This window comes from Streptomyces sp. DSM 116793 (genome assembly GCF_057320905.1).
The window spans coordinates 6,298,255-6,316,925 of sequence record NZ_CM170494.1; the positions used below are offsets into that span (position 1 = coordinate 6,298,255).

Below are 18,671 nucleotides of genomic sequence, written 5' to 3' on the forward strand. Positions count from 1 at the left end.
GGGGCCCTCAGGGATTGCCGAAGTAGGTGGCCCCCTCCATGTACACGAATCCGAGGCCCAGGGTGAGGTCGGCGAACCCGCCGACCTCCACGAGCTGCGGCGGCTCGTACCCCGTCTCCTGCGTGGACTCCTCCCGCTGCGTGTGCTCCACGACAACACCGCCTCCCGCTCCGCGCGCCGGCCCGTCGCCGACACCACCGACAGCAGCATGTAGCCGTACGGACACGGTCCGCAACGGCGCTCTGGTGTGCGGGGAGCGCGAGGAGCGCGGGAAGCGGAGCCGCCCCGCCCCGGCGCCCGGCACGAAATGGAGGCGTCCGTAACCCGTCGGCTCCCGGCCCGCCCGCGGATCCGTACGGCGCTGAAAGTCATACCGGCAAAGACGACAGAACCTGTCGGGTTTCCGCGGGAGCATCCTTCCGCCGCCGCTCGCCGGCGAACCAGCCCGGCGCGCGCGTGCACAGGCCCCGGCCACGAGGACCGCCGGGGGCCTCTGAGGGCACTCATGACGGTCATGAGGGCCCATGGAGGCCATGAAGGCCCATGGAGGCCCCAACGGGGCGTCACGGGCCCGCAACGGCGGGTTCCCTGAGACCGGTAGCCCCGAAGAGCCGCAACGGCCCACGGAGGCCCACGCAGGCCCACGCAGGCCCACGGAGGGCCATGGAGGCCCACGGAAGGACGGCAGGTAAGACATGGCGGGACCATTGGACGGCAGGGTCGCCCTCGTCGCGGGGGCGACGCGGGGAGCGGGGCGGGGCATCGCGGTGGAGCTGGGCGCGGCCGGGGCCACCGTCTACGTGACCGGCCGCAGCACCCGGAGCCGGCGCTCGGAGTACGACCGCCCGGAGACCCTGGAGGACACCGCGGACCTGGTGACGGAGGCGGGCGGCCGGGGGATCGCGGTACCGACCGACCACCTGGTGCCCGACCAGGTGAGGGCCCTGGTGGACCGCATCGCGGCGGAGAGCGGCCGGCTTGACGTGCTCGTGAACGACGTCTGGGGCGCCGAACACCTCTTCGCGTGGGACACGCCCGTGTGGGAGCACGACCTCGACAAGGGGCTGCGGCTGCTCAGACTCGCGGTGGAGACCCACGCCGTCACCAGCCACCACGCCCTGCCGCTGCTGCTGCGCTGGCCCGGCGGTCTCGTCGTGGAGATGACCGACGGAACCGCCGAGTACAACCGGGACACCTACCGGGTCTCGTTCTTCTACGACCTCGCCAAAACCGCCGTGCTCCGCATGGCCTTCGCGCTCGGGCACGAGCTGGGGCCGCGGGGCGCCACCGCGGTGGCCCTGACGCCCGGCTGGCTGCGCTCGGAGATGATGCTCGACCACTACGGCGTCACCGAGGAGACCTGGCGCGACGCCCTGGCGCGCCAGCCGCACTTCTGCATCTCCGAGACGCCGTACTACGTCGGGCGCGCCGTCGCCGCGCTGGCCGCCGACCCCGAGGTGCGGCGCTGGAACGGTCGGTCGCTGTCCAGCGGCGGCCTTGCGCAGGTGTACGGCTTCACCGACCGCGACGGCAGCCGTCCCGACGCCTGGCGGTATGTCGTGGAGGTCCAGGACGCCGGGCTGCCCGCCGACCCGTCCGGCTACCGCTGAGGCCCCGGTACGGGCAAGGTCCCCGGCGGCACGGGCATAGGGCCCCGGCGGCACGGGCAAGTGCCCCGGCGGTACGGGCCAGTGTCCCGGGGTACGGGCAAGGGCCCTCGCGCGCACCGCGAGGGCCCTTGACGGGGCCGGGGAGCCCGGCTGACCGGGAACCGGGGACCGGCTACTGACCCCGGCGGCGGATCTTGTTGCCCAGCCACACCAGCGGGTCGTACTTGCGGTCCACCGCGCGCTCCTTCAGCGGGATGAGGGCGTTGTCGGTGATCCGGATGCCCTCGGGGCAGACCTCGGTGCAGCACTTGGTGATGTTGCAGTAGCCGAGGCCGTGCTCCTCCTGCGCGGTGCGCTTGCGGTCCAGGCCGCTCGCCTCGGCCGCGTCCAGCGGGTGCATGTCCAGCTCGGCCACCCGCATCAGGAAGCGCGGCCCGGCGAACGCCGTCTTGTTCTCCTCGTGGTCACGCACCACATGGCAGGTGTCCTGGCACAGGAAGCACTCGATGCACTTGCGGAACTCCTGCGAGCGGTCCACGTCCTCCTGCTGCATCCGGTACTCGCCGGGGCCGAGCCCCTCCGGCGGGACGAACGCGGGCACCTCACGGGCCTTGGTGTAGTTGAACCCGACGTCCGTGACCAGGTCCCGCACCACCGGGAAGGTCCGCATCGGCGTCACCGTGATCGTCTGCTCGCGGTCGAAGACGGACATCCGGGTCATGCACATCAGCCGCGGCCGGCCGTTGATCTCGGCGCTGCACGAACCGCACTTGCCCGCCTTGCAGTTCCAGCGCACCGCGAGGTCCGGCGCCTGGGTGGCCTGCAGGCGGTGGATGATGTCGAGCACCACCTCGCCCTCGTTCACCTCGACGCGGTAGTCCTGAAGGCCGCCCCCGTCGGTGTCACCCCGCCAGACCCGGAAGTGCGCCTCGTAGGACTGGCCCGCGGCGCCGGCGGGTGCGGTGCCGGGCGAGGCGGGGCCGCTCGACGGGGAGCCCTCGGAGGGGGAACCCTGCGCGCTCTGGGATGGTGCCGTGGTCACTCGGACAGCTCCTCTTCGGCGAGGTACTTGACCAGCTCCTCCTTCTCGAAGAGGGCCAGCAGGTCGGGACGGATGGGTTCGGTCTCCTCGCGGGTCAGGTCGATCTGCCCGCGCTGCGGATCGGTGGCGGCCAGGCCGCCGGTGGGGTCGGCGAGCCGGCAGATCAGGTTCACCCGGCGCCACGAGCGGTCCATGCCGGCGTGGTCCTCGCGGGTGTGGCCGCCGCGGCTCTCGGTCCGCTCCAGGGCGGCACGCGCGATGCACTCGCTGACCAGCAGCATGTTCCGCAGGTCGAGCGCGAGGTGCCAGCCGGGGTTGAACTGCCGGTGCCCCTCGACGCCCGCGCGCCGGGCCCGCACCCGCAGCTCGCCCAGCTTCTCCAGGGCCTTCTCCATCTCGCCCTCGCGGCGGATGATGCCGACGAGGTCGTTCATGGTCTGCTGGAGCTCCTGGTGCAGGGTGTACGGGTTCTCCGGGGGCAGACCGGCGGCGGCCTCCTCCGCCACGCCCTTCGGGCCCTCCGCGGAGAACGGCCGCAGCGCCTCGGCCGCCGCCGTGTCCACCAGGGCGTCGGCGACGACCGGCCGGCCGCCCTCGGCCGCCGCCGCGTACTCGGCCGCGTACAGACCCGCCCGGCGCCCGAACACCAGCAGGTCGGAGAGGGAGTTGCCGCCGAGCCGGTTGGAGCCGTGCATACCGCCGGCGACCTCGCCCGCGGCGAACAGGCCCGGCACCCCGCGGGCCGCCGCGGTGTCCGAGTCGACGGCGACGCCGCCCATGACGTAGTGGCAGGTCGGCCCGACCTCCATCGGCTCGGCCGTGATGTCCACGTCCGCCAGCTCCTTGAACTGGTGGTACATGGACGGCAGCCGGCGGCGCACCACGTCCGGGGACATCCGGGTCGAGACGTCCAGGAAGACGCCGCCGTGCGGGGAGCCGCGGCCCGCCTTCACCTCGGAGTTGATGGCGCGGGCGACCTCGTCGCGGGGCAGCAGCTCGGGCGGGCGGCGGTTGTGGTCCGGGTCGTCGTACCAGCGGTCGCCCTCCTCCTCCGTCTGCGCGTACTGCTCCTTGAAGACGTCGGGGACGTAGTCGAACATGAACCGCTTGCCGTCGGAGTTGCGCAGCACGCCGCCGTCGCCGCGGACCGACTCCGTGACGAGGATGCCCTTCACCGACGGCGGCCAGACCATGCCCGTCGGGTGGAACTGCACGAACTCCATGTTGAGCAGCGGCGCCCCGGCGAGCAGGGCCAGCGCGTGGCCGTCGCCCGTGTACTCCCAGGAGTTGGAGGTCACCTTGAACGACTTGCCGATGCCGCCGGTGGCCAGCACCACCGAGGGCGCCTCGATCACGAAGAACCGGCCGGACTCGCGCTCGTAGCAGAAGACGCCCGCGACCCGGCCGTCATCGTCCTTCAGGATCCGGGTGACCGTGCACTCCTGGAAGACCTTGATACGGGCCTCGTAGTCCCCGTGCTCCTTGAAGTCCTCCTGCTGGAGCGAGACGACCTTCTGCTGGAGCGTGCGGATCAGTTCGAGCCCGGTGCGGTCGCCGACGTGGGCGAGGCGCGGGTACTCGTGGCCGCCGAAGTTCCGCTGGGAGATCCTGCCGTCCTTGGTGCGGTCGAAGAGAGCGCCCCAGGTCTCCAGCTCCCAGACCCGGTCCGGGGCCTCCTTGGCGTGCAGCTCCGCCATCCGCCACTGGTTGAGGAACTTGCCGCCGCGCATCGTGTCGCGGAAGTGCACCTGCCAGTTGTCACCGGCGTTCACGTTCCCCATGGAGGCGGCGATACCGCCCTCCGCCATCACCGTGTGCGCCTTGCCGAACAGGGACTTGCAGATCACCGCCGTCCGTGCGCCCTGCTCGCGCGCCTCGATCGCGGCCCGCAGCCCGGCGCCTCCTGCGCCGACCACGACCACGTCCCACTGCTGCCGTTCCACTTGAGCCATCGCTTGTGTCGCATCCCATCCAGAGCAGTCATGGGTCCACCGTCATCGTGGACCCCCAGGCAGTCGCGGGGCTAGAAGAGCCGCGGGTCGCTGAAGGCGCCGCTCGCGAGCAGAAAGACGTAGAAGTCGGCGACCGCCACGCTGATCAGCGACGCCCAGGCGAGCTGCATGTGCCGGGCGTTGAGCTTCCCCACCCAGCCCCACAGGCGGTAGCGCACGGGATGCTTCGAGAAGTGCCGCAGGCGTCCGCCGACGATGTGCCGGCAGGAGTGGCACGAGAACGTGTACGCCCAGATCAGCACGATGTTGACGAGGAAGACGATGGTGCCGAGGCCCATGTGGCCCCAGTGGTGGTGTTCGTCGCGGAAGGAGAGCACGGTGTCGTAGGTGAGCACCCCGGCCACCAGCAGCGCCGCGTAGAACGTGTAGCGGTGGATGTTCTGCAGGATCAGCGGGAAACGGGTCTCGCCCGAGTACGACTTGTGGGGCTCGGCCACCGCGCAGGCCGGCGGCGACGCCCAGAAGCCCCGGTAGTAGGCCTTGCGGTAGTAGTAGCAGGTCAGCCGGAAGCTGAGCGGGAAGATCAGCACGATGATGGCGGGCGAGATGCCCCACCAGCTGCCGAACAGGTCCCAGTTGGGGCCGCCCGCCATGTCACGGCAGTTGTCCGCGAGGCAGGGCGAGTAGAACGGTGAGACGTACGGTGCCGCGTAGTAGTCCGCGTTGGAGAAGGCCCGCCACGTCGAGTAGACGATGAAGGCCAGCAGCCCGGCCGCGGTCGCGGCGGGCGCCAGCCACCATCGGTCGATGCGCAGGTGCGGGGCGTCGATGGCGGCGCGGGCGGATGAGCGTACGCCGCCGGTCGTGCTCGGTCGGGGTTCGGTACCAGTGGCCAACAGGGTTCCTCGGGTCAGGGTGCGTGCCGGTCCCGGGCGCCGAGTCCTTCGTCGTCCAGGCCGTCGTGTTCGTCTGCTTCGTCTGCGGTCGTCCACAGAGAGCTGTCGTACGGGTCGTCGGAGACGGCGACCACCTCCGGCCTGTGCGCGGCCCCGGGCGCGGCCGCCGACTCGCGCAGCAGAGCGATGCTCTCGCGCAGGTGGTCGGCGTCGGTACGGACGCGCCGTACGTCCAGGCCGCCACCCACCTCCTGTTCCAGTCGCCCCACGGTCCGGCACAGGTCGTCGATGCAGCGCTGAACTATAGCCAAGTCATCATGTACAGCCATGACGTACCCTCTCTCCGGCTATTTCCGCCATATCCCGCCTTAGCGCCCGTGTGCCGTCTCGTGCTCCTTTCTTCTCTTTGTCGCTGTTCTCTGTCCGGTGACGTCGTCCGGTGGTGCGGCCCTGCTCTGCGGGCGGTTCGCTGTGCGGCGGATGGCGTATGCGGGGCCCAGGCCTCGCACGGTCCAGCATGCGCCTGCGAGTGTTGCGCGTCACTTCCTGCATTGGGAAGGGATCTGCGCGGATTCCCGGAATTCCACGGTCCCCCGCCGTCGCATACGCCCCGTTCGCGCCCCGTGCGCCCCACCGTGGACCGGCCGGTGAACGGTCCGGGGATCGCGTCGTCACAGGGCCTCGCCGAGCGCTTTCCACCGAAAGGGAGTAGGGATCGAACTCCTGTCCGGTGTGGCGTGGGGTGCGCGAATCACTCGTCGGGCCGACATTGGTCCGCCCGGGTGGGTTCACGCCCGCCCGATGCGTGTCTGCGGTTCGCGGACGGCCGGATCGCCTTCAGTGGGGCCATAGATGTGATCAGCTCCATAACCGCCCCAGGGTGCGGGAAAAGCACCCCAAGGCGATCGAACCGGCCGGAGCCCGGCGACTGACGGGCGGCCGGCGGCCCGGCCCCGGAGGTATCCAGAGATGTCCCACGACGGTGTCCGACTGCGGTCGGTCATGCGGTCAGTCGCGTTCCTGACGGCCGGTGTGCTGGCCGCGCCCGCACTGGCCGGCTGCGGCGGCTCCGGCGACGACTCCGACGGCCCGGCAGCCGTCCAGGACATCGCCCCCGCGGCCCGCGCCGGCCTCGCCGACGGCGGCACGGTGCGCTGGGCCATCGACACGATGCCGCAGACCCTCAACACCTTCCAGGCCGACGCCGACGCCGCCACCGCCCGGATCGCCGGCACCGTCCTGCCGTCGATGTTCCGGCTCGACGAGCGCGGCAGGCCGGTGGCCGACCCCGACTACCTGAAGTCCGCCGAGGTCATCGGCACCAAGCCCAAGCAGGTCGTGCTCTACAAGCTCAGCCAGGAGGCCGAGTGGAGCAACGGCCGGCAGATCTCCGCCGCGGACTTCGCCGCCCAGTGGCACGCCCTGTCCGGCAAGGAGGCCGCGTACTGGACGGCGCGGAACGCCGGCTACGACCGCATCGAGAAGATCGAACGGGGCCGCACCAACCTGGAGGTCCGGGTCACCTTCGGCAGGGCCTACGCGGACTGGCGCTCGCTGTTCACCCCGCTGTACCCGAAGGAGGTCATGGGCTCCCCGGGCGCCTTCAACGACGGCGCACGGCGCAAGCTCAAGGTCACCGCGGGCCCCTTCACGCTGGCCCGCTTCGACGGCGAGCGCGACGAGGTCACCGTCAGGCGCAACCCCCGCTGGTGGGGCGAGCGCGCCAAGCTGTCCGGAATCGTGTTCAGGGCGGTGCCGCGCGGCAAGCGTGCCGCCGCCCTCGCCGCCGGCAGCCTCGACGTCGCGGACGTCGACACGGCCGACGCCCAGCGCATCGCGCGGGCCGCCCGGGACGGCGGCGGCAAGGGCCCGCTGGGGCAGCGCCCCGGCGCCGCGCGCTCGGAAGACGCCCCACGCGCGAGCGAGGGCGCGCACGGCGCCGGCGACGAGACCGAGGCGCACCGGAAGAACCGCAGGGCGATGGAGGCCTACGCGGCCGAGCAGGCGGGCCTGCGCCGCTTCGTGATCCGCAAGTCCCTGGAGCCCGCCTACACCCAGCTCGCCCTCAACGGCTCCTCCGGCCCGCTCGCCGACGACCGGGTGCGCCGTGCCGTGGCCCGCGCCATCGACCGCGCCGAGCTGGCCCGGCTGGTGCTCAAGCCGCTCGGCCTGCCCGCCAGGACCGTCGGCAGCCACCTCGCGCTCGCCGGGCAGGACGGCTACGCCGACGGCAGCGGCGCCCTCGGCGAGCAGAACACCGCGGAGGCACAGGCACTGCTCGCCGACGCGGGGTGGGTGCGCGGCGGGGAGGCCGGCGCGCAGAAGGGCGCCCGGCCGGAGGCGGGCGGGACCGGCAGGGGGGCGCACGGGGGCGACGACGGGAAGCCCGGTTCGGGGGCACACGCGCACGAGGACGCGCGGGGCGGGCACCAGGACGCGCGGGGCGAGCAGGGGGACGACAAGCCGGGCAGCGGTGCGCATGCCGCGCACGGGGCCGGCGGGGCGGACGGGGCCGGCGGGGCGGACGGGGCCGGCGGGGCGGACGGCAAGGCGGAGGCCGGGCAGGACGCGGGGCGTCACCCGGTGGGCGGTGCGCCCGGCGCGTACGCGCCGCAGGGCTCCGCCGCGCCCGCCGGCGCGCCCGCGGGTCCGCTCGCCAAGAACGGCAAGCCGCTGCTGCTGCGCTTCGTGCTGCCCTCCGGGCCCGGGTCCGAGGCGCTGCGCGCGGTGGGTGACCGCATCGCGCGGATGCTGGACCGCATCGGGATCCGCACCGAAGTGACCAGGGTCGCGGACGACAGCTACTTCAACGACCACATCGCCGCCGGACAGTACGACCTGGCGCTGTACTCGTGGCCCGCCTCGGCGTTCCCCGCCACCGACGCCCGCCCGATCTTCGCCAAACCGGTGCCCGGCGCGGACGGTTCGCTGAACGTCGAGCAGAACTACACGCGGGTCGGCACGGACCGTATCGACCAGCTCTTCGACCAGGCGATGACGGAGCTGGACAGCGGCAAGGAGCAGGATCTCGTCCGGAAGGCCGACGCGCGGATCTGGGCGGAGGCCGGGTCGATCCCGCTGTACCAGCGGCCTCAGCTGGTGGCCGTGCGGGGGAATCTCGCCAATGTGGGCGCCTTCGGGTTCGAGGACCCGCACTACGAGGACATCGGATACCGGAAGTCCGGCGCGAAGGGCTCGACCGGCCACCGCCCGGACGCCCCCCGGACCCCGGGGACGCCGGCTGCCGGCCGCCCCGAGGGAGAGGCCACCCACTAGCAGCGGCCGCCTCTTGCGGGGCTGCGCCCCGGTCCCCCCACGGGGCGCGGGGAACTGCGCGACCAGCCACGACGCGCCTGCGGCGGGCCACAGGGGCGAGCCCCTTGCGGTCTTGTCTCCGGCGGTCGGGTGGTGGGGGCTGGTGGCGCGGTTCCCCGCGCCCCGTGGGGGTGGCTGCCCCTTGCGGTCTCGTTCTCGGCCATCGGCCGGTGGGGCTTGCCCGCGCAGTTCCCAGCGCCCCTGGGTGGGCCGGGGCGGGGCCCCACAGGGCACGAGCCCCTCAGGGGCACCGGGGCGGAGCCCCACAGGATGTCGCCGTCAGCGGCCCTGTGTCGTGTCGGGTCGGCGGACCGCCAATCTGCTGCCGTCCCACTGGGGAGTGAGTTCCACCGTCACCCGGTGGATCGCCGTACGATCCACCGTGCCGCCGAGGTCGGCGGTGACGACCCCGATGTGCAGGCCGCCCCCCGCCGTGCCGGCGCGGTGGACCTGGATGCCGCACTCCAGGCTGACCTTGTCCACGGCGAGCCCCAGCCGCTCGCCGGCGCCCTCCCGCCGAGCGAGCCCCAGCTCGTTGCGCACCTGCCTGATCACCTCGGCGAGACTCACGGAACCGGACCCATCCGCCTCCCCGCGCCCCCTTGAACGCGGCCATCACTTGGAGCGAGCGCTCACCACGGTACGCGCGTATGCTGACGGTCATGGAGGCCTACGGGGGGTCACGGGCCGGCCTCTTCGAAAGGTGGCCGCCCTGGACGGCCCGGATCAGGCACACCCAGGGGGACATCGTCGGCGCCGGCGTGCTGCTCGGCCCCGACCGGGTACTGACCTGCGCGCACGTGGTCGACCAGGCACGCGCCTACGTGGCGGAGTTCCCCGGTACCCGGGTCCAGCCCGTGCCCCCGCCCGCAGGCGGCCGGCACCTGCCCGACTGAGGAGGCGATCAGGTCCGCGGGCCGGGTGGTATCCGGCCGGCTGAACGACGCCGGGGCGCACGCCGCGCTGGGCAATGTGATCGTCCTCGGCTCCGTACTGCTCATGGGACTGATCCTGGCCGCCCTGCTGCCCCGCATCCGCGAGTACCCGCCGGACGTCGGTCTGCGACCGGGCACGGTAGGGGCCGCCGTGCGGGGCCCCCGGGGGAAGCCTCGGGGCCGCACCGTCCGCCACCACCCTTCCAGGGAAGGCGCTCCGCGCCCTTTGTCCTTCCCGTCTCCCGCCACCACCCTTTCAGGGAAGGCGCTCCGCGCCCCGTACCATGGGGGGAGAGCCGAGGCGTGTCCAGCCCGGCAGGGGCGCCTACGAAGCCGTACGCGCAGCCGATCACTCACCCCGGGAGAAGCGCCGCACCATGGCTCGTACCGTCGAGCGTCACGACATCCGCAATGTCGCCATCGTCGCCCACGTCGATCACGGCAAGACCACCCTCGTAGACGCCATGCTCAAGCAGGCCGGTGCCTTCGCCGCGCACCAGCTCGACCAGGTCGACGACCGGGTCATGGACTCGAACGACCTGGAGCGTGAGAAGGGCATCACGATCCTGGCGAAGAACACGGCCGTGAAGTACCACCCGAAGCAGGGCGGCGACCCGGTCACCATCAACATCATCGACACCCCCGGCCACGCCGACTTCGGCGGCGAGGTCGAGCGCGGCCTGTCCATGGTCGACGCGGTGGTGCTGCTCGTGGACGCCTCCGAGGGCCCGCTGCCGCAGACCCGTTTCGTGCTCCGCAAGGCGCTCCAGGCCCGGATGCCGGTCATCCTGTGCATCAACAAGACCGACCGGCCCGACGCCCGTATCGACGAGGTCGTCAACGAGACCTACGAGCTGTTCCTCGATCTCGACGCCGACGAGGAGCAGATCGAGTTCCCCATCGTCTACGCCTGCGCGCGGGACGGCGTCGCCTCGCTCACCAAGCCCGAGGACGGCACGGTGCCCGCGGACAGCAGCAACCTGGAGCCGTTCTTCACCACCCTCCTCGAGCACGTCCCGGCCCCGTCCTACGACCCGGAGGCCTCCCTCCAGGCCCATGTCACCAACCTGGACGCCGACAACTTCCTCGGCCGTATCGCGCTGCTCCGCGTCGAGCAGGGCGAGCTGCGCAAGGGGCAGACGGTGGCCTGGATCAAGCGGGACGGATCCGTGGCGAGCGTCCGCATCAGCGAGCTGATGATGACCGAGGCGCTCACCCGCAGGCCCGCCGAGAAGGCCGGCCCCGGTGACATCTGCGCGGTCGCGGGCATCCCCGACATCATGATCGGCGAGACGCTCGCGGACCCGGAGAACCCGGTCGCGCTGCCGCTGATCACCGTCGACGAGCCCGCCATCTCGATGACCATCGGCACCAACACCTCGCCGCTGGTGGGGCGCGGCGGCACCGGCAAGGGCGCCGACAACAAGACCGCCGTGAAGGACCGCAAGGTCACGGCCCGTCAGGTCAAGGACCGCCTGGACCGCGAGCTGATCGGCAACGTCTCGCTGCGCGTCCTGGACACCGAGCGCCCCGACACCTGGGAGGTGCAGGGCCGCGGCGAGCTGGCCCTCGCCATCCTCGTCGAGACCATGCGCCGGGAGGGCTACGAGCTGACCGTCGGCAAGCCGCAGGTCGTCACCAAGGAGATCGACGGCAAGGTCCACGAGCCGGTGGAGCGGATGACGATCGACGTGCCCGAGGAGCACATGGGCGCGGTCACCCAGCTCATGGGCGTCCGCAAGGGCCGCATGGACAACATGTCCAACCACGGCTCCGGCTGGGTCCGCATGGAGTTCGTGGTGCCCTCGCGGGGCCTGATCGGCTTCCGCACCGAGTTCCTGACGAGCACCCGCGGCACCGGCATCGCGCACTCCATCCACGAGGGCCACGAGCCCTGGTTCGGCACCCTGACCACCCGCAACAACGGCTCCCTCGTCGCGGACCGCGCCGGCGCGGTCACCGCGTTCGCGATGACCAACCTCCAGGAGCGCGGCGTGCTCTTCGTGGAGCCCGGCACCGAGGTGTACGAGGGCATGATCGTCGGCGAGAACTCCCGCTCAGACGACATGGACGTGAACATCACCAAGGAGAAGAAGCTCACGAACATGCGGTCGTCGACCGCGGACGTCACCGAGTCGATCGTGCCCCCGCGCAAGCTCTCCCTGGAGCAGTCGCTGGAGTTCTGCCGCGACGACGAGTGCGTGGAGGTGACTCCGGAGGCGGTCCGGATCCGCAAGGTCAACTTGGACGCACGCGAGCGCGCGCGTGCGGCGGCCCGCGCGAAGCGCCCCTGAAGGGGGCGCGGGGAACTGCGCGCTCAGCGACGATGCGCCGGTGGCGGGCCACCGGGGCGAGCCCCTTGCGGTCTCGTCTGCACCCACCGGCCGGTGGGCGCTGGTCGCGCAGTTCCCCGCGCCCCTGGAAGGCACCGGGGCGGCCCCCACCGGCAGGGGGCCGGGTGCCTCAGGTCACCGGCGGGAGGTCGGGGCCCGTGGTACCCAGGGGCTCCGTGGAGATGATCTCCTTCTCCGGCCAGGAGATGCCCGCGGGCGGCCACGTCTGCCCCGTCTGCTTCAGGAACTCGGCGGGCGGCTCGACCAGCGGCTGCTGCGTCCCCTCCGGGATCATGGTCGCCCACTGGACGTCCTTCTTCCGGTCCTCGAACTCCGCCCGGATCTTCTCCAGCTGGTCGGGCTGGGTGATGAGGTCCACCGCCGTCGCCGCGAGGTAACGCGCGGCGGACAGCATGCCCTGGTGGCCGATGTTCGTGGCCGCCGCGGAGGTCACCGCCCAGCTGTGGTTGGGCAGCCCGGCCGGAATCGTCGCGACCAGCGCGACCAGGGTCGGCGTCTGCCAGCTCACGTCCGCCGTGTCGATGGAGATGCCGCCGGGGAAGGTGGGCGGGGGCGGCGCCAGCGGAACGAGGGAGGTGGCCATGCCCGTCTCCGGCTTGCCGAGGGCACGCTGGAGGGACTTGGCCAGGTCCTGGTCGGCGTCGGTGAAGACCGGCGGCCCGATCGTGCGCATGTTGTCGTTCATCAGCTCCGCCCCGGCCTTGTTGGGGAGCAGGTTCCAGCAACCCGAGTTGAACCGGTGCACGAGTGTCGTCTGACTGGCCTGGGCGGCAGCCTTCGCCGCCTCCACGATCTTGCCGTACAGCACCTTGGCCCGCTCCGGGCTGCCCTCCCGTACGAAGAACCAGATGGAGCAGAAGTCGGGGGTCACGTTCGGGGCGCCGCCGCCGTTGACGATGGCGTAGTGGAACCGGCCCGAGGGGGCCACGTTCTTCTCCCGCAGGAACTCCGACATGGTCGCCATGAGGACGGCGCCGTCGAGCCCGCTCTTGTTGCCCAGCGGGTTGGCTCCGTGACCGGTCGCCCCGAGGAAGTTGAAGGTCGCCGATATCAGGGCGCTGGTGGTGTTCCAGAAGGCCAGGTTGGCGTTGAAGGGGTGCCAGTCGACGAAGGCGTCGAGGCCGTCGTACACCCCGGCCTTCACCATGTAGGGCTTGCCCACGAGGTGTTCCTCGGCGGTCGTCCCGAAGACCTTCACGGTGGCCGTGAGCCCCTGGGCCTTGATGGCCTGGCTCACGGCGATGGCCGCGCTGACGGCACCCGTGCCGAGCGCGTTGTGGGCGTCGCCGTGGCCTGCCCCGTAGGTGGGGGCGTAGGGGTCGATGTTGTACACGAGCGGGTCGTGCACGGCCACGCCCGCCTTCTGCGACAGCCCCGGGAGCGCGTCGTACTCGGCGTTGAACCCGATGGTGGGGCCGCCCGACCCGTAGGTCGCCACGAAGGCGGAGGGGAAGCCGGCGGCACCCCACCGGATGTCGAAGCCGTACTTCTGCAACAGGGCCGCCACCGCCAGCGAGGAGTTCCACTCCCGCAGCGAGAGCTCCGCGTGCTGCCACACGGTGTCGTTGAGCTTGATGAGCTCGGCGCTGTTGTCGCCGATCCAGGCGAGGGCGGCGGCCTTGGCGTCGCTGTTGTCGGCCAGGTCGCCGGGCGCCTGGTACGAGCTGCTCTCCGCCGCCAGCCGCTGGTCGTACCCGCGCGTCGCCGCCAGGGCGGGATCGGCGGTCGCCCATCCCGCCGCACCGGCCGCGGCCGCGACACCGGCCGACTTGAGTATCTGACGCCGTCCGACCGAGGGCCTGTCAGTCATGCGTTGCTCTCTTCCTCTGGGGGGAGATCAACGTAACCGGTGCACTTGCCAGTTGACGGCGTGGCGCCCCGTCAGCCGCGGGTGTCAGAAGGATCACAGTGCGCCGGGCCCGCCGGACGTCGGAACGGTGTGCCGTCGGGCCCGAGCCGCCTTACGGGTGTGGTCAGCCGTGCGACACCGTCAGGCCGTAGAAGGCCACCCGCGCGCCGTTCGTCGTGCTGTCCGAGGACGACTGGTTGTACGAGCCGGCCTTGAAGTACTGCTTGTACTGGTTGAACGACGACGGGATGCCGTAGTGCGTGGTGCTTCCGTTGACCGTCATGTCGATGGTGTTGCCGCCGGAGACGGCGATCGTGTATTGCCACGTCTTGCCGATCGACACATGGCCGACGGTGTGCAGGGTCTGGCCGCCGTCGGGCGAGTTCTCCGTGCCGAGCACGATGTCGCCGTTCGAGTGGTAGTACAGCTCGACGAGCGGCTTGGTGGACGAGCCGCCCGTGCCCAGGTGGATCTGGCCCACGCAGACGTTCTTCGTCACCGACACCACGCGCAGCGTGGCGCTCAGCTTGTGGCTGCCGCTGAGCGACCAGTTCGCGGCGCTGCCGTCGCGGTTCATCTCCCGCAGCTCGGAGCGGGCGTAGTTCGAGTTCGGCGTCGTGACGCCCTTCTCCGGCGCCCAGAAGGTCATCGCGCCGTCCCGGGTGTCCGTGTAGAAGTACGAGTCCTGGAAGCCGCCCTCCAGTCGGGACGACGAGATGGTGGTCGGCGAGCCGGGGCTGCCCACGGGCTCCTGGAGCTGCCAGATGCCCAGGTCGAAGTTGCCGCCGGGCGACTTCGACGGGTCTGCGGCGTTGGCGGTGCTGCTCAGCAGGCTGAGCGAGGCGGCGACGCCCGCGGCGGCGGCCAGCGTGAGGAGCTTGGAACTCAGTCGCATGGGGGTCCTTCGGGGCTCGAAGTGGTGGGGGAGGAGCCAGGTCTAGTCCAAAGGTGCGTGAGCTTGGGTAACACGGTTTCGTGACGGTGGTCAACGGTCCTGGCACTGTGGGAAGTCGGCCGGCTGCGGCAACCGGGGCCTTATGGGGTGAGGCGCGGCGTTTGGGCGGGGCCAAAGCGGCCTCCGCCCGGCGGCTCCCCGCCCGCCCCGGCGGCTCCCGGGCCCGCGGCTCGCCGCCCGCCCCGGCGGTTCCCGGGCCCGCGGCGCCCGCCCGGCGGTTCAGCGCCCCCGCGGCTCCCCGGACCGGAGCTCCCCGGTTCCCCGCCCCCGGCGCTCACCCCGGTTCCCCGCCCCCGGCGCTCGCCAGAGCCGGTCGTGCACCGGCCCGTACGCCTCCGCAGAACGAGACGAGGGGCGCCCCCACAAGGGAGCGCCCCGAGCCGTACGGAACGTTCGCGCGTACCGGAGGAGCCGTACCGGAGGAGCCGTACCGGAGGAGCCGTACCGGAGGAGCCGTACCGGAAGACGTGCTGGAGAGCCGTGCCGGAAGGGCCGTGCCGGCCCCGGCAGCCCGGTTCAGTCCTTCGCCGTCACCGTGTCTGTGCCGGCGCCGGAGCCCGCCGCCGCGATGCCCGGATCCAGGATGATCTCCTCGCCCGGCTCCCCGGCCGCCTCCGGGTAGTGGCACGCCGTCAGGTGCCCCTCGCGGCTGCCCTCCACATGCGCGAGCGCCGGAGTCTCGGTCGCGCACTTCTCCGTCGCCTTCCAGCAGCGGGTGCGGAAGCGGCAGCCGGAGGGCGGGTTGACGGGGGAGGGGACGTCGCCGGCGAGGCGGATGCGTTCGCGGACGGGGGCGTCGTCCGCGCTGACCTCCGGCACCGCGGACAGCAGCGCCCGGGTGTAGGGGTGGCGCGGGTTGCCGTACAGCTCGTCGCGGTCCGCTATCTCCACGATGCGGCCCAGGTACATCACGGCGACCCGCTGCGAGAAGTGCCGGACCACCGCCAGGTCGTGCGCGATGAACACGAACGCGATGTCCAGCTCCTGCTGGAGCTTCTGCAGGAGGTTGACCACCTGCGCCTGGATGGAGACGTCCAGCGCGGAGACCGGCTCGTCGGCCACGATCAGCTTGGGCTGCAGGGCCAGCGCCCGCGCCACGCCGATCCGCTGCCGCTGGCCGCCGGAGAACTCGTGCGGGAAGCGGTTGTAGTGCTCCGGGTTGAGGCCCACGGTCTCCAGCAGCTCGCGGACCCGCTTCTCCCGGCCGCCCGGCGGGTTGACGCCGTTGATCTCCATCGGCCCCGCGATGATCTTGCCGACCGTCTGCCGCGGGTTCAGCGAGGCGTACGGGTCCTGGAAGATCATCTGGATCTCGGAGCGGATCGGGGCCAGCTCGCGGCGCGAGGCATGGGTGATGTCCTTGCCCCGGTAGGTGATCCGGCCGCCCGTCGGCTCCAGCAGACGGGTGATCAGCCGCCCGGTCGTCGACTTGCCGCAGCCGGACTCGCCGACCAGGCCGAGGCTCTCGCCCTCGAACACGCTGAAGTCCAGACCGTCCACGGCCTGCACCGCGCCGACCTTCCGCCGGATGGGGAAGCCGCCCATGATCGGAAAGTGCTTGGTGAGCCCGGCTACGTCCAGGAGGGGAGTGGTGCTGCTCATGGTCGTGAAGTCCCGTCGTGAGTACGTCAGTGGGCCCGCGCGGCGGCACGGTCGGCGGAGAACCGCTCGCGCTGCTCGCCGGTGAGGTGACAGGCCGCCCCGCGCCCGTCGAGAAGCGTGAGCGCCGGCTCCTCGGTGGTGCAGCGGCCGCCGCCGACCTGCTCGACGAAGCCGCACCGCGGGTGGAACCGGCAGCCGGTCGGCGGATTGAGCAGGCTCGGCGGGGTGCCGGGGATCGGCGTCAGGGGCTGGTCCACGTCGCCCTCCAGGGTCGGCATGGACCCCAGGAGCCCCCAGGTGTACGGGTGCTGGGGCGTCCGCAGCACCTCCTGCTTGGAGCCGCGCTCCACGCACTTGCCGCCGTACATCACCAGGACGTCGTCCGCGATGTCGGCGATCACGCCGAGGTCGTGGGTGATGAAGATGATCGACGTGCCGGTCTCCTGCTGGAGCTCCTTGAGCAGGTCCATGATCTGGGCCTGCACGGTGACGTCCAGCGCCGTGGTCGGCTCGTCCGCGATCAGCAGCTCGGGGTTGCAGACCAGCGCCATCGCGATCATGGCGCGCTGCCGCATACCGCCCGAGAACTGGTGCGGGTAGTCGTCCACCCGCAGGTCGGGCTGCGGGATGCCGACCTTCTTCAGCATCTCGACGGCCCGCGCCCGGGCCTCCCGCTTGGAGGCGCCGGTGTGTTTGCGGTACGTCTCGGCGATCTGCCGGCCGACGGTGTGGTACGGCGACAGCGAGGCCAGCGCGTCCTGGAAGATCATGGCCATCTTGTTGCCGCGCAGCCGCTCCAGCTCGCGCTCCGTCGCGGTCAGCAGGTCCTGCCCGTCGAGCAGGATCTCCCCGCCGACCTCGGTCTGGTCCGGGTTGTGCAGCCCGAGGATGGCCAGGTTGGTGACGGACTTGCCGGAGCCGGACTCACCGACGATGCCGAGCGTCCTGCCGTGCGCCAGGTCGAACGAGAGCCCGTCGACGGCCTTGACCATGCCGTCCTCGGTGGAGAAGTGCACGCGCAGGTCACGCACGGAGAGGAAGGGGGTGCTGCTCATGGTGGCTCTCTCTCCTAGGCGAGGCGGATACGCGGGTCGATGAGGGCGTACACGGCGTCGACGACGATGTTCAGGACCACGATGGCTCCCGCGGCCACCATCACCACGCCCAGCAGCGTCGGCAGGTCGTTGGTGGAGACGGCCTTCACGGCCAGCGCACCGATGCCCTGGAGGCTGAAGGTCTTCTCGGTGATGATCGCTCCGCCGAGCAGCACGCCCAGGTCCAGGCCGAAGATGGTGATGATCGGCCCCATGGCGCCCCGCCAGGCGAACCGGAAGAAGACCGTCCACCGGGACAGGCCCTTGGCGCGCGCGGTGCGGACGTAGTCCTCGCTCAGCGATTCGACGAGCTGGGAGCGGGACATCCTGGTGTAGTTGGCGGTGAAGATCACCGAGAGCACCAGCCAGGGCAGCAGCAGGCCGGAGAACCACGCGGCGGGGTTGTCCGTGATCGGTGTGTAGGCCGGCCGCTTCAGCAGGTGGAGCTGGTCGGTGAGGAAGTACATCGCCACCGGGCCCAGGATGTAGATCTGCAGGGAGGAGCCGACCAGCGAGGCCGACGAGGCGATCTTGTCCAGCGGCTTGCCCTGCTTGACCGCCGCGATCATGCCGGTACCGACGCCGAAGATCAGGAAGACGACGGCGCCGCCGAGGGTGAGTGAGAGGGTGGTCGGGAAGCGGTCCACGATGGTGCCGAAGACGGGCTCGCGGTTCTGGAACGAGTAACCGAGGCACGGGGCCGGGCAGTGCCCGTACGACGGGAAGTCGCGGCCCACGAAGACAGCTTGGAGCCAGTGCCAGTACTGCACCGGTACGGGGTCGGCGATCCCCAGGTTCTTCCGCACCAGCGCCAGGGTCTCGGGCGTGCAGACCTTGCCGCAGGCGACGCGCGCGGGGTCGCGTGGCGCGGCGTAGAAGAGGACGAAGACGAGAGCACTGATGATCAGCAGGATCACCGCGGCGCCGACGATGCGGCGGACGAGGAAGCGGAACATGGCTGTGGTTTTCCTGACGGATGCCGAAGGAGGCGGGAAGGGGACCCGAGGGGGGGTGTGGGGGCGCGTTTGGACCTCAGCGCGCTGAGGTCCAAACGGCCACGAGCGCCG

General features: G+C 71.5%; 15 protein-coding genes. 4 read left to right on the forward strand and 11 right to left on the reverse strand.

Annotated features, from left to right (window positions below; translation table 11 throughout):
- Nucleotides 1-7: 7 nt before the first annotated feature.
- The gene (locus ACSMXW_RS24740; protein ID WP_485799448.1) at nt 8-151 is read right to left on the reverse strand and encodes a lasso RiPP family leader peptide-containing protein; all 144 of its coding nucleotides are present in this window, start codon (nt 149-151) and stop codon (nt 8-10) included.
- A gap of 544 nt (nt 152-695) precedes the next feature.
- Here ACSMXW_RS24740 and ACSMXW_RS24745 point away from each other — a divergent pair.
- Complete coding sequence (locus ACSMXW_RS24745; protein WP_485799450.1) at nt 696-1,610, forward strand: SDR family oxidoreductase; 915 nt, start codon at nt 696-698, stop codon at nt 1,608-1,610.
- Between the two features lie 172 nt (nt 1,611-1,782).
- On the opposite strand, the gene ACSMXW_RS24750 is transcribed toward ACSMXW_RS24745, so the two are convergent.
- From ACSMXW_RS24750 to ACSMXW_RS24765, 4 genes are all read right to left on the reverse strand, one after another.
- Nucleotides 1,783-2,652 (reverse strand): succinate dehydrogenase/fumarate reductase iron-sulfur subunit, encoded by an 870-nt coding sequence (locus ACSMXW_RS24750; protein ID WP_485799452.1) that lies wholly within the window; start codon nt 2,650-2,652, stop codon nt 1,783-1,785.
- A complete protein-coding gene (locus ACSMXW_RS24755) occupies nt 2,649-4,604 on the reverse strand; it encodes a fumarate reductase/succinate dehydrogenase flavoprotein subunit (RefSeq protein ID WP_485799454.1) in 1,956 nt (651 codons plus the stop codon). Before ACSMXW_RS24755 ends, ACSMXW_RS24750 begins: the two co-directional genes overlap by 4 nt.
- A gap of 71 nt (nt 4,605-4,675) precedes the next feature.
- On the reverse strand, nt 4,676-5,500 hold the full coding sequence (locus ACSMXW_RS24760) for a hypothetical protein (RefSeq protein ID WP_485799455.1): 825 nt from the start codon (nt 5,498-5,500) through the stop codon (nt 4,676-4,678).
- Between the two features lie 14 nt (nt 5,501-5,514).
- A complete protein-coding gene (locus ACSMXW_RS24765; RefSeq protein WP_485799456.1) occupies nt 5,515-5,829 on the reverse strand; it encodes a hypothetical protein in 315 nt (104 codons plus the stop codon).
- Between the two features lie 640 nt (nt 5,830-6,469).
- Between ACSMXW_RS24765 and ACSMXW_RS24770 the strand changes: the two genes are divergently transcribed.
- On the forward strand, nt 6,470-8,776 hold the full coding sequence (locus ACSMXW_RS24770) for an ABC transporter family substrate-binding protein (protein WP_485799457.1): 2,307 nt from the start codon (nt 6,470-6,472) through the stop codon (nt 8,774-8,776).
- Nucleotides 8,777-9,094: 318 nt separating this feature from the next.
- On the opposite strand, the gene ACSMXW_RS24775 is transcribed toward ACSMXW_RS24770, so the two are convergent.
- Nucleotides 9,095-9,385, reverse strand: coding sequence for a trypco2 family protein (locus ACSMXW_RS24775; RefSeq protein WP_485799459.1), 291 nt, complete (start codon nt 9,383-9,385; stop codon nt 9,095-9,097).
- 92 nt (nt 9,386-9,477) lie between these two features.
- Here ACSMXW_RS24775 and ACSMXW_RS24780 point away from each other — a divergent pair, with 92 nt between their 5' ends.
- Both ACSMXW_RS24780 and typA read left to right on the forward strand, forming a co-directional pair.
- Nucleotides 9,478-9,711, forward strand: coding sequence for a hypothetical protein (locus ACSMXW_RS24780; RefSeq protein WP_485799460.1), 234 nt, complete (start codon nt 9,478-9,480; stop codon nt 9,709-9,711).
- Between the two features lie 416 nt (nt 9,712-10,127).
- A complete protein-coding gene (gene typA, locus ACSMXW_RS24785; protein WP_485799461.1) occupies nt 10,128-12,044 on the forward strand; it encodes a translational GTPase TypA in 1,917 nt (638 codons plus the stop codon).
- Nucleotides 12,045-12,213: 169 nt separating this feature from the next.
- On the opposite strand, the gene ACSMXW_RS24790 is transcribed toward typA, so the two are convergent.
- The 5 genes from ACSMXW_RS24790 to ACSMXW_RS24810 form a co-directional block, all read right to left on the reverse strand.
- Nucleotides 12,214-13,914, reverse strand: a complete 1,701-nt coding sequence (locus ACSMXW_RS24790; protein WP_485799463.1) for an amidohydrolase — start codon at nt 13,912-13,914, stop codon at nt 12,214-12,216.
- A gap of 163 nt (nt 13,915-14,077) precedes the next feature.
- Entirely contained in the window at nt 14,078-14,848 is a 771-nt protein-coding gene (locus ACSMXW_RS24795; protein WP_485799466.1) for a polysaccharide lyase family 7 protein, read from the reverse strand.
- Nucleotides 14,849-15,424: 576 nt separating this feature from the next.
- On the reverse strand, nt 15,425-16,510 hold the full coding sequence (locus tag ACSMXW_RS24800) for an ABC transporter ATP-binding protein (protein WP_485799468.1): 1,086 nt from the start codon (nt 16,508-16,510) through the stop codon (nt 15,425-15,427).
- Between the two features lie 26 nt (nt 16,511-16,536).
- Nucleotides 16,537-17,565 carry an ABC transporter ATP-binding protein gene (locus ACSMXW_RS24805; RefSeq protein WP_485799469.1) on the reverse strand — a complete coding sequence of 343 codons (1,029 nt, stop codon included), beginning with the start codon at nt 17,563-17,565 and terminating at the stop codon, nt 16,537-16,539.
- 14 nt (nt 17,566-17,579) lie between these two features.
- Complete coding sequence (locus tag ACSMXW_RS24810) at nt 17,580-18,560, reverse strand: ABC transporter permease (protein WP_485799470.1); 981 nt, start codon at nt 18,558-18,560, stop codon at nt 17,580-17,582.
- Between the last annotated feature and the right edge of the window lie 111 nt (nt 18,561-18,671).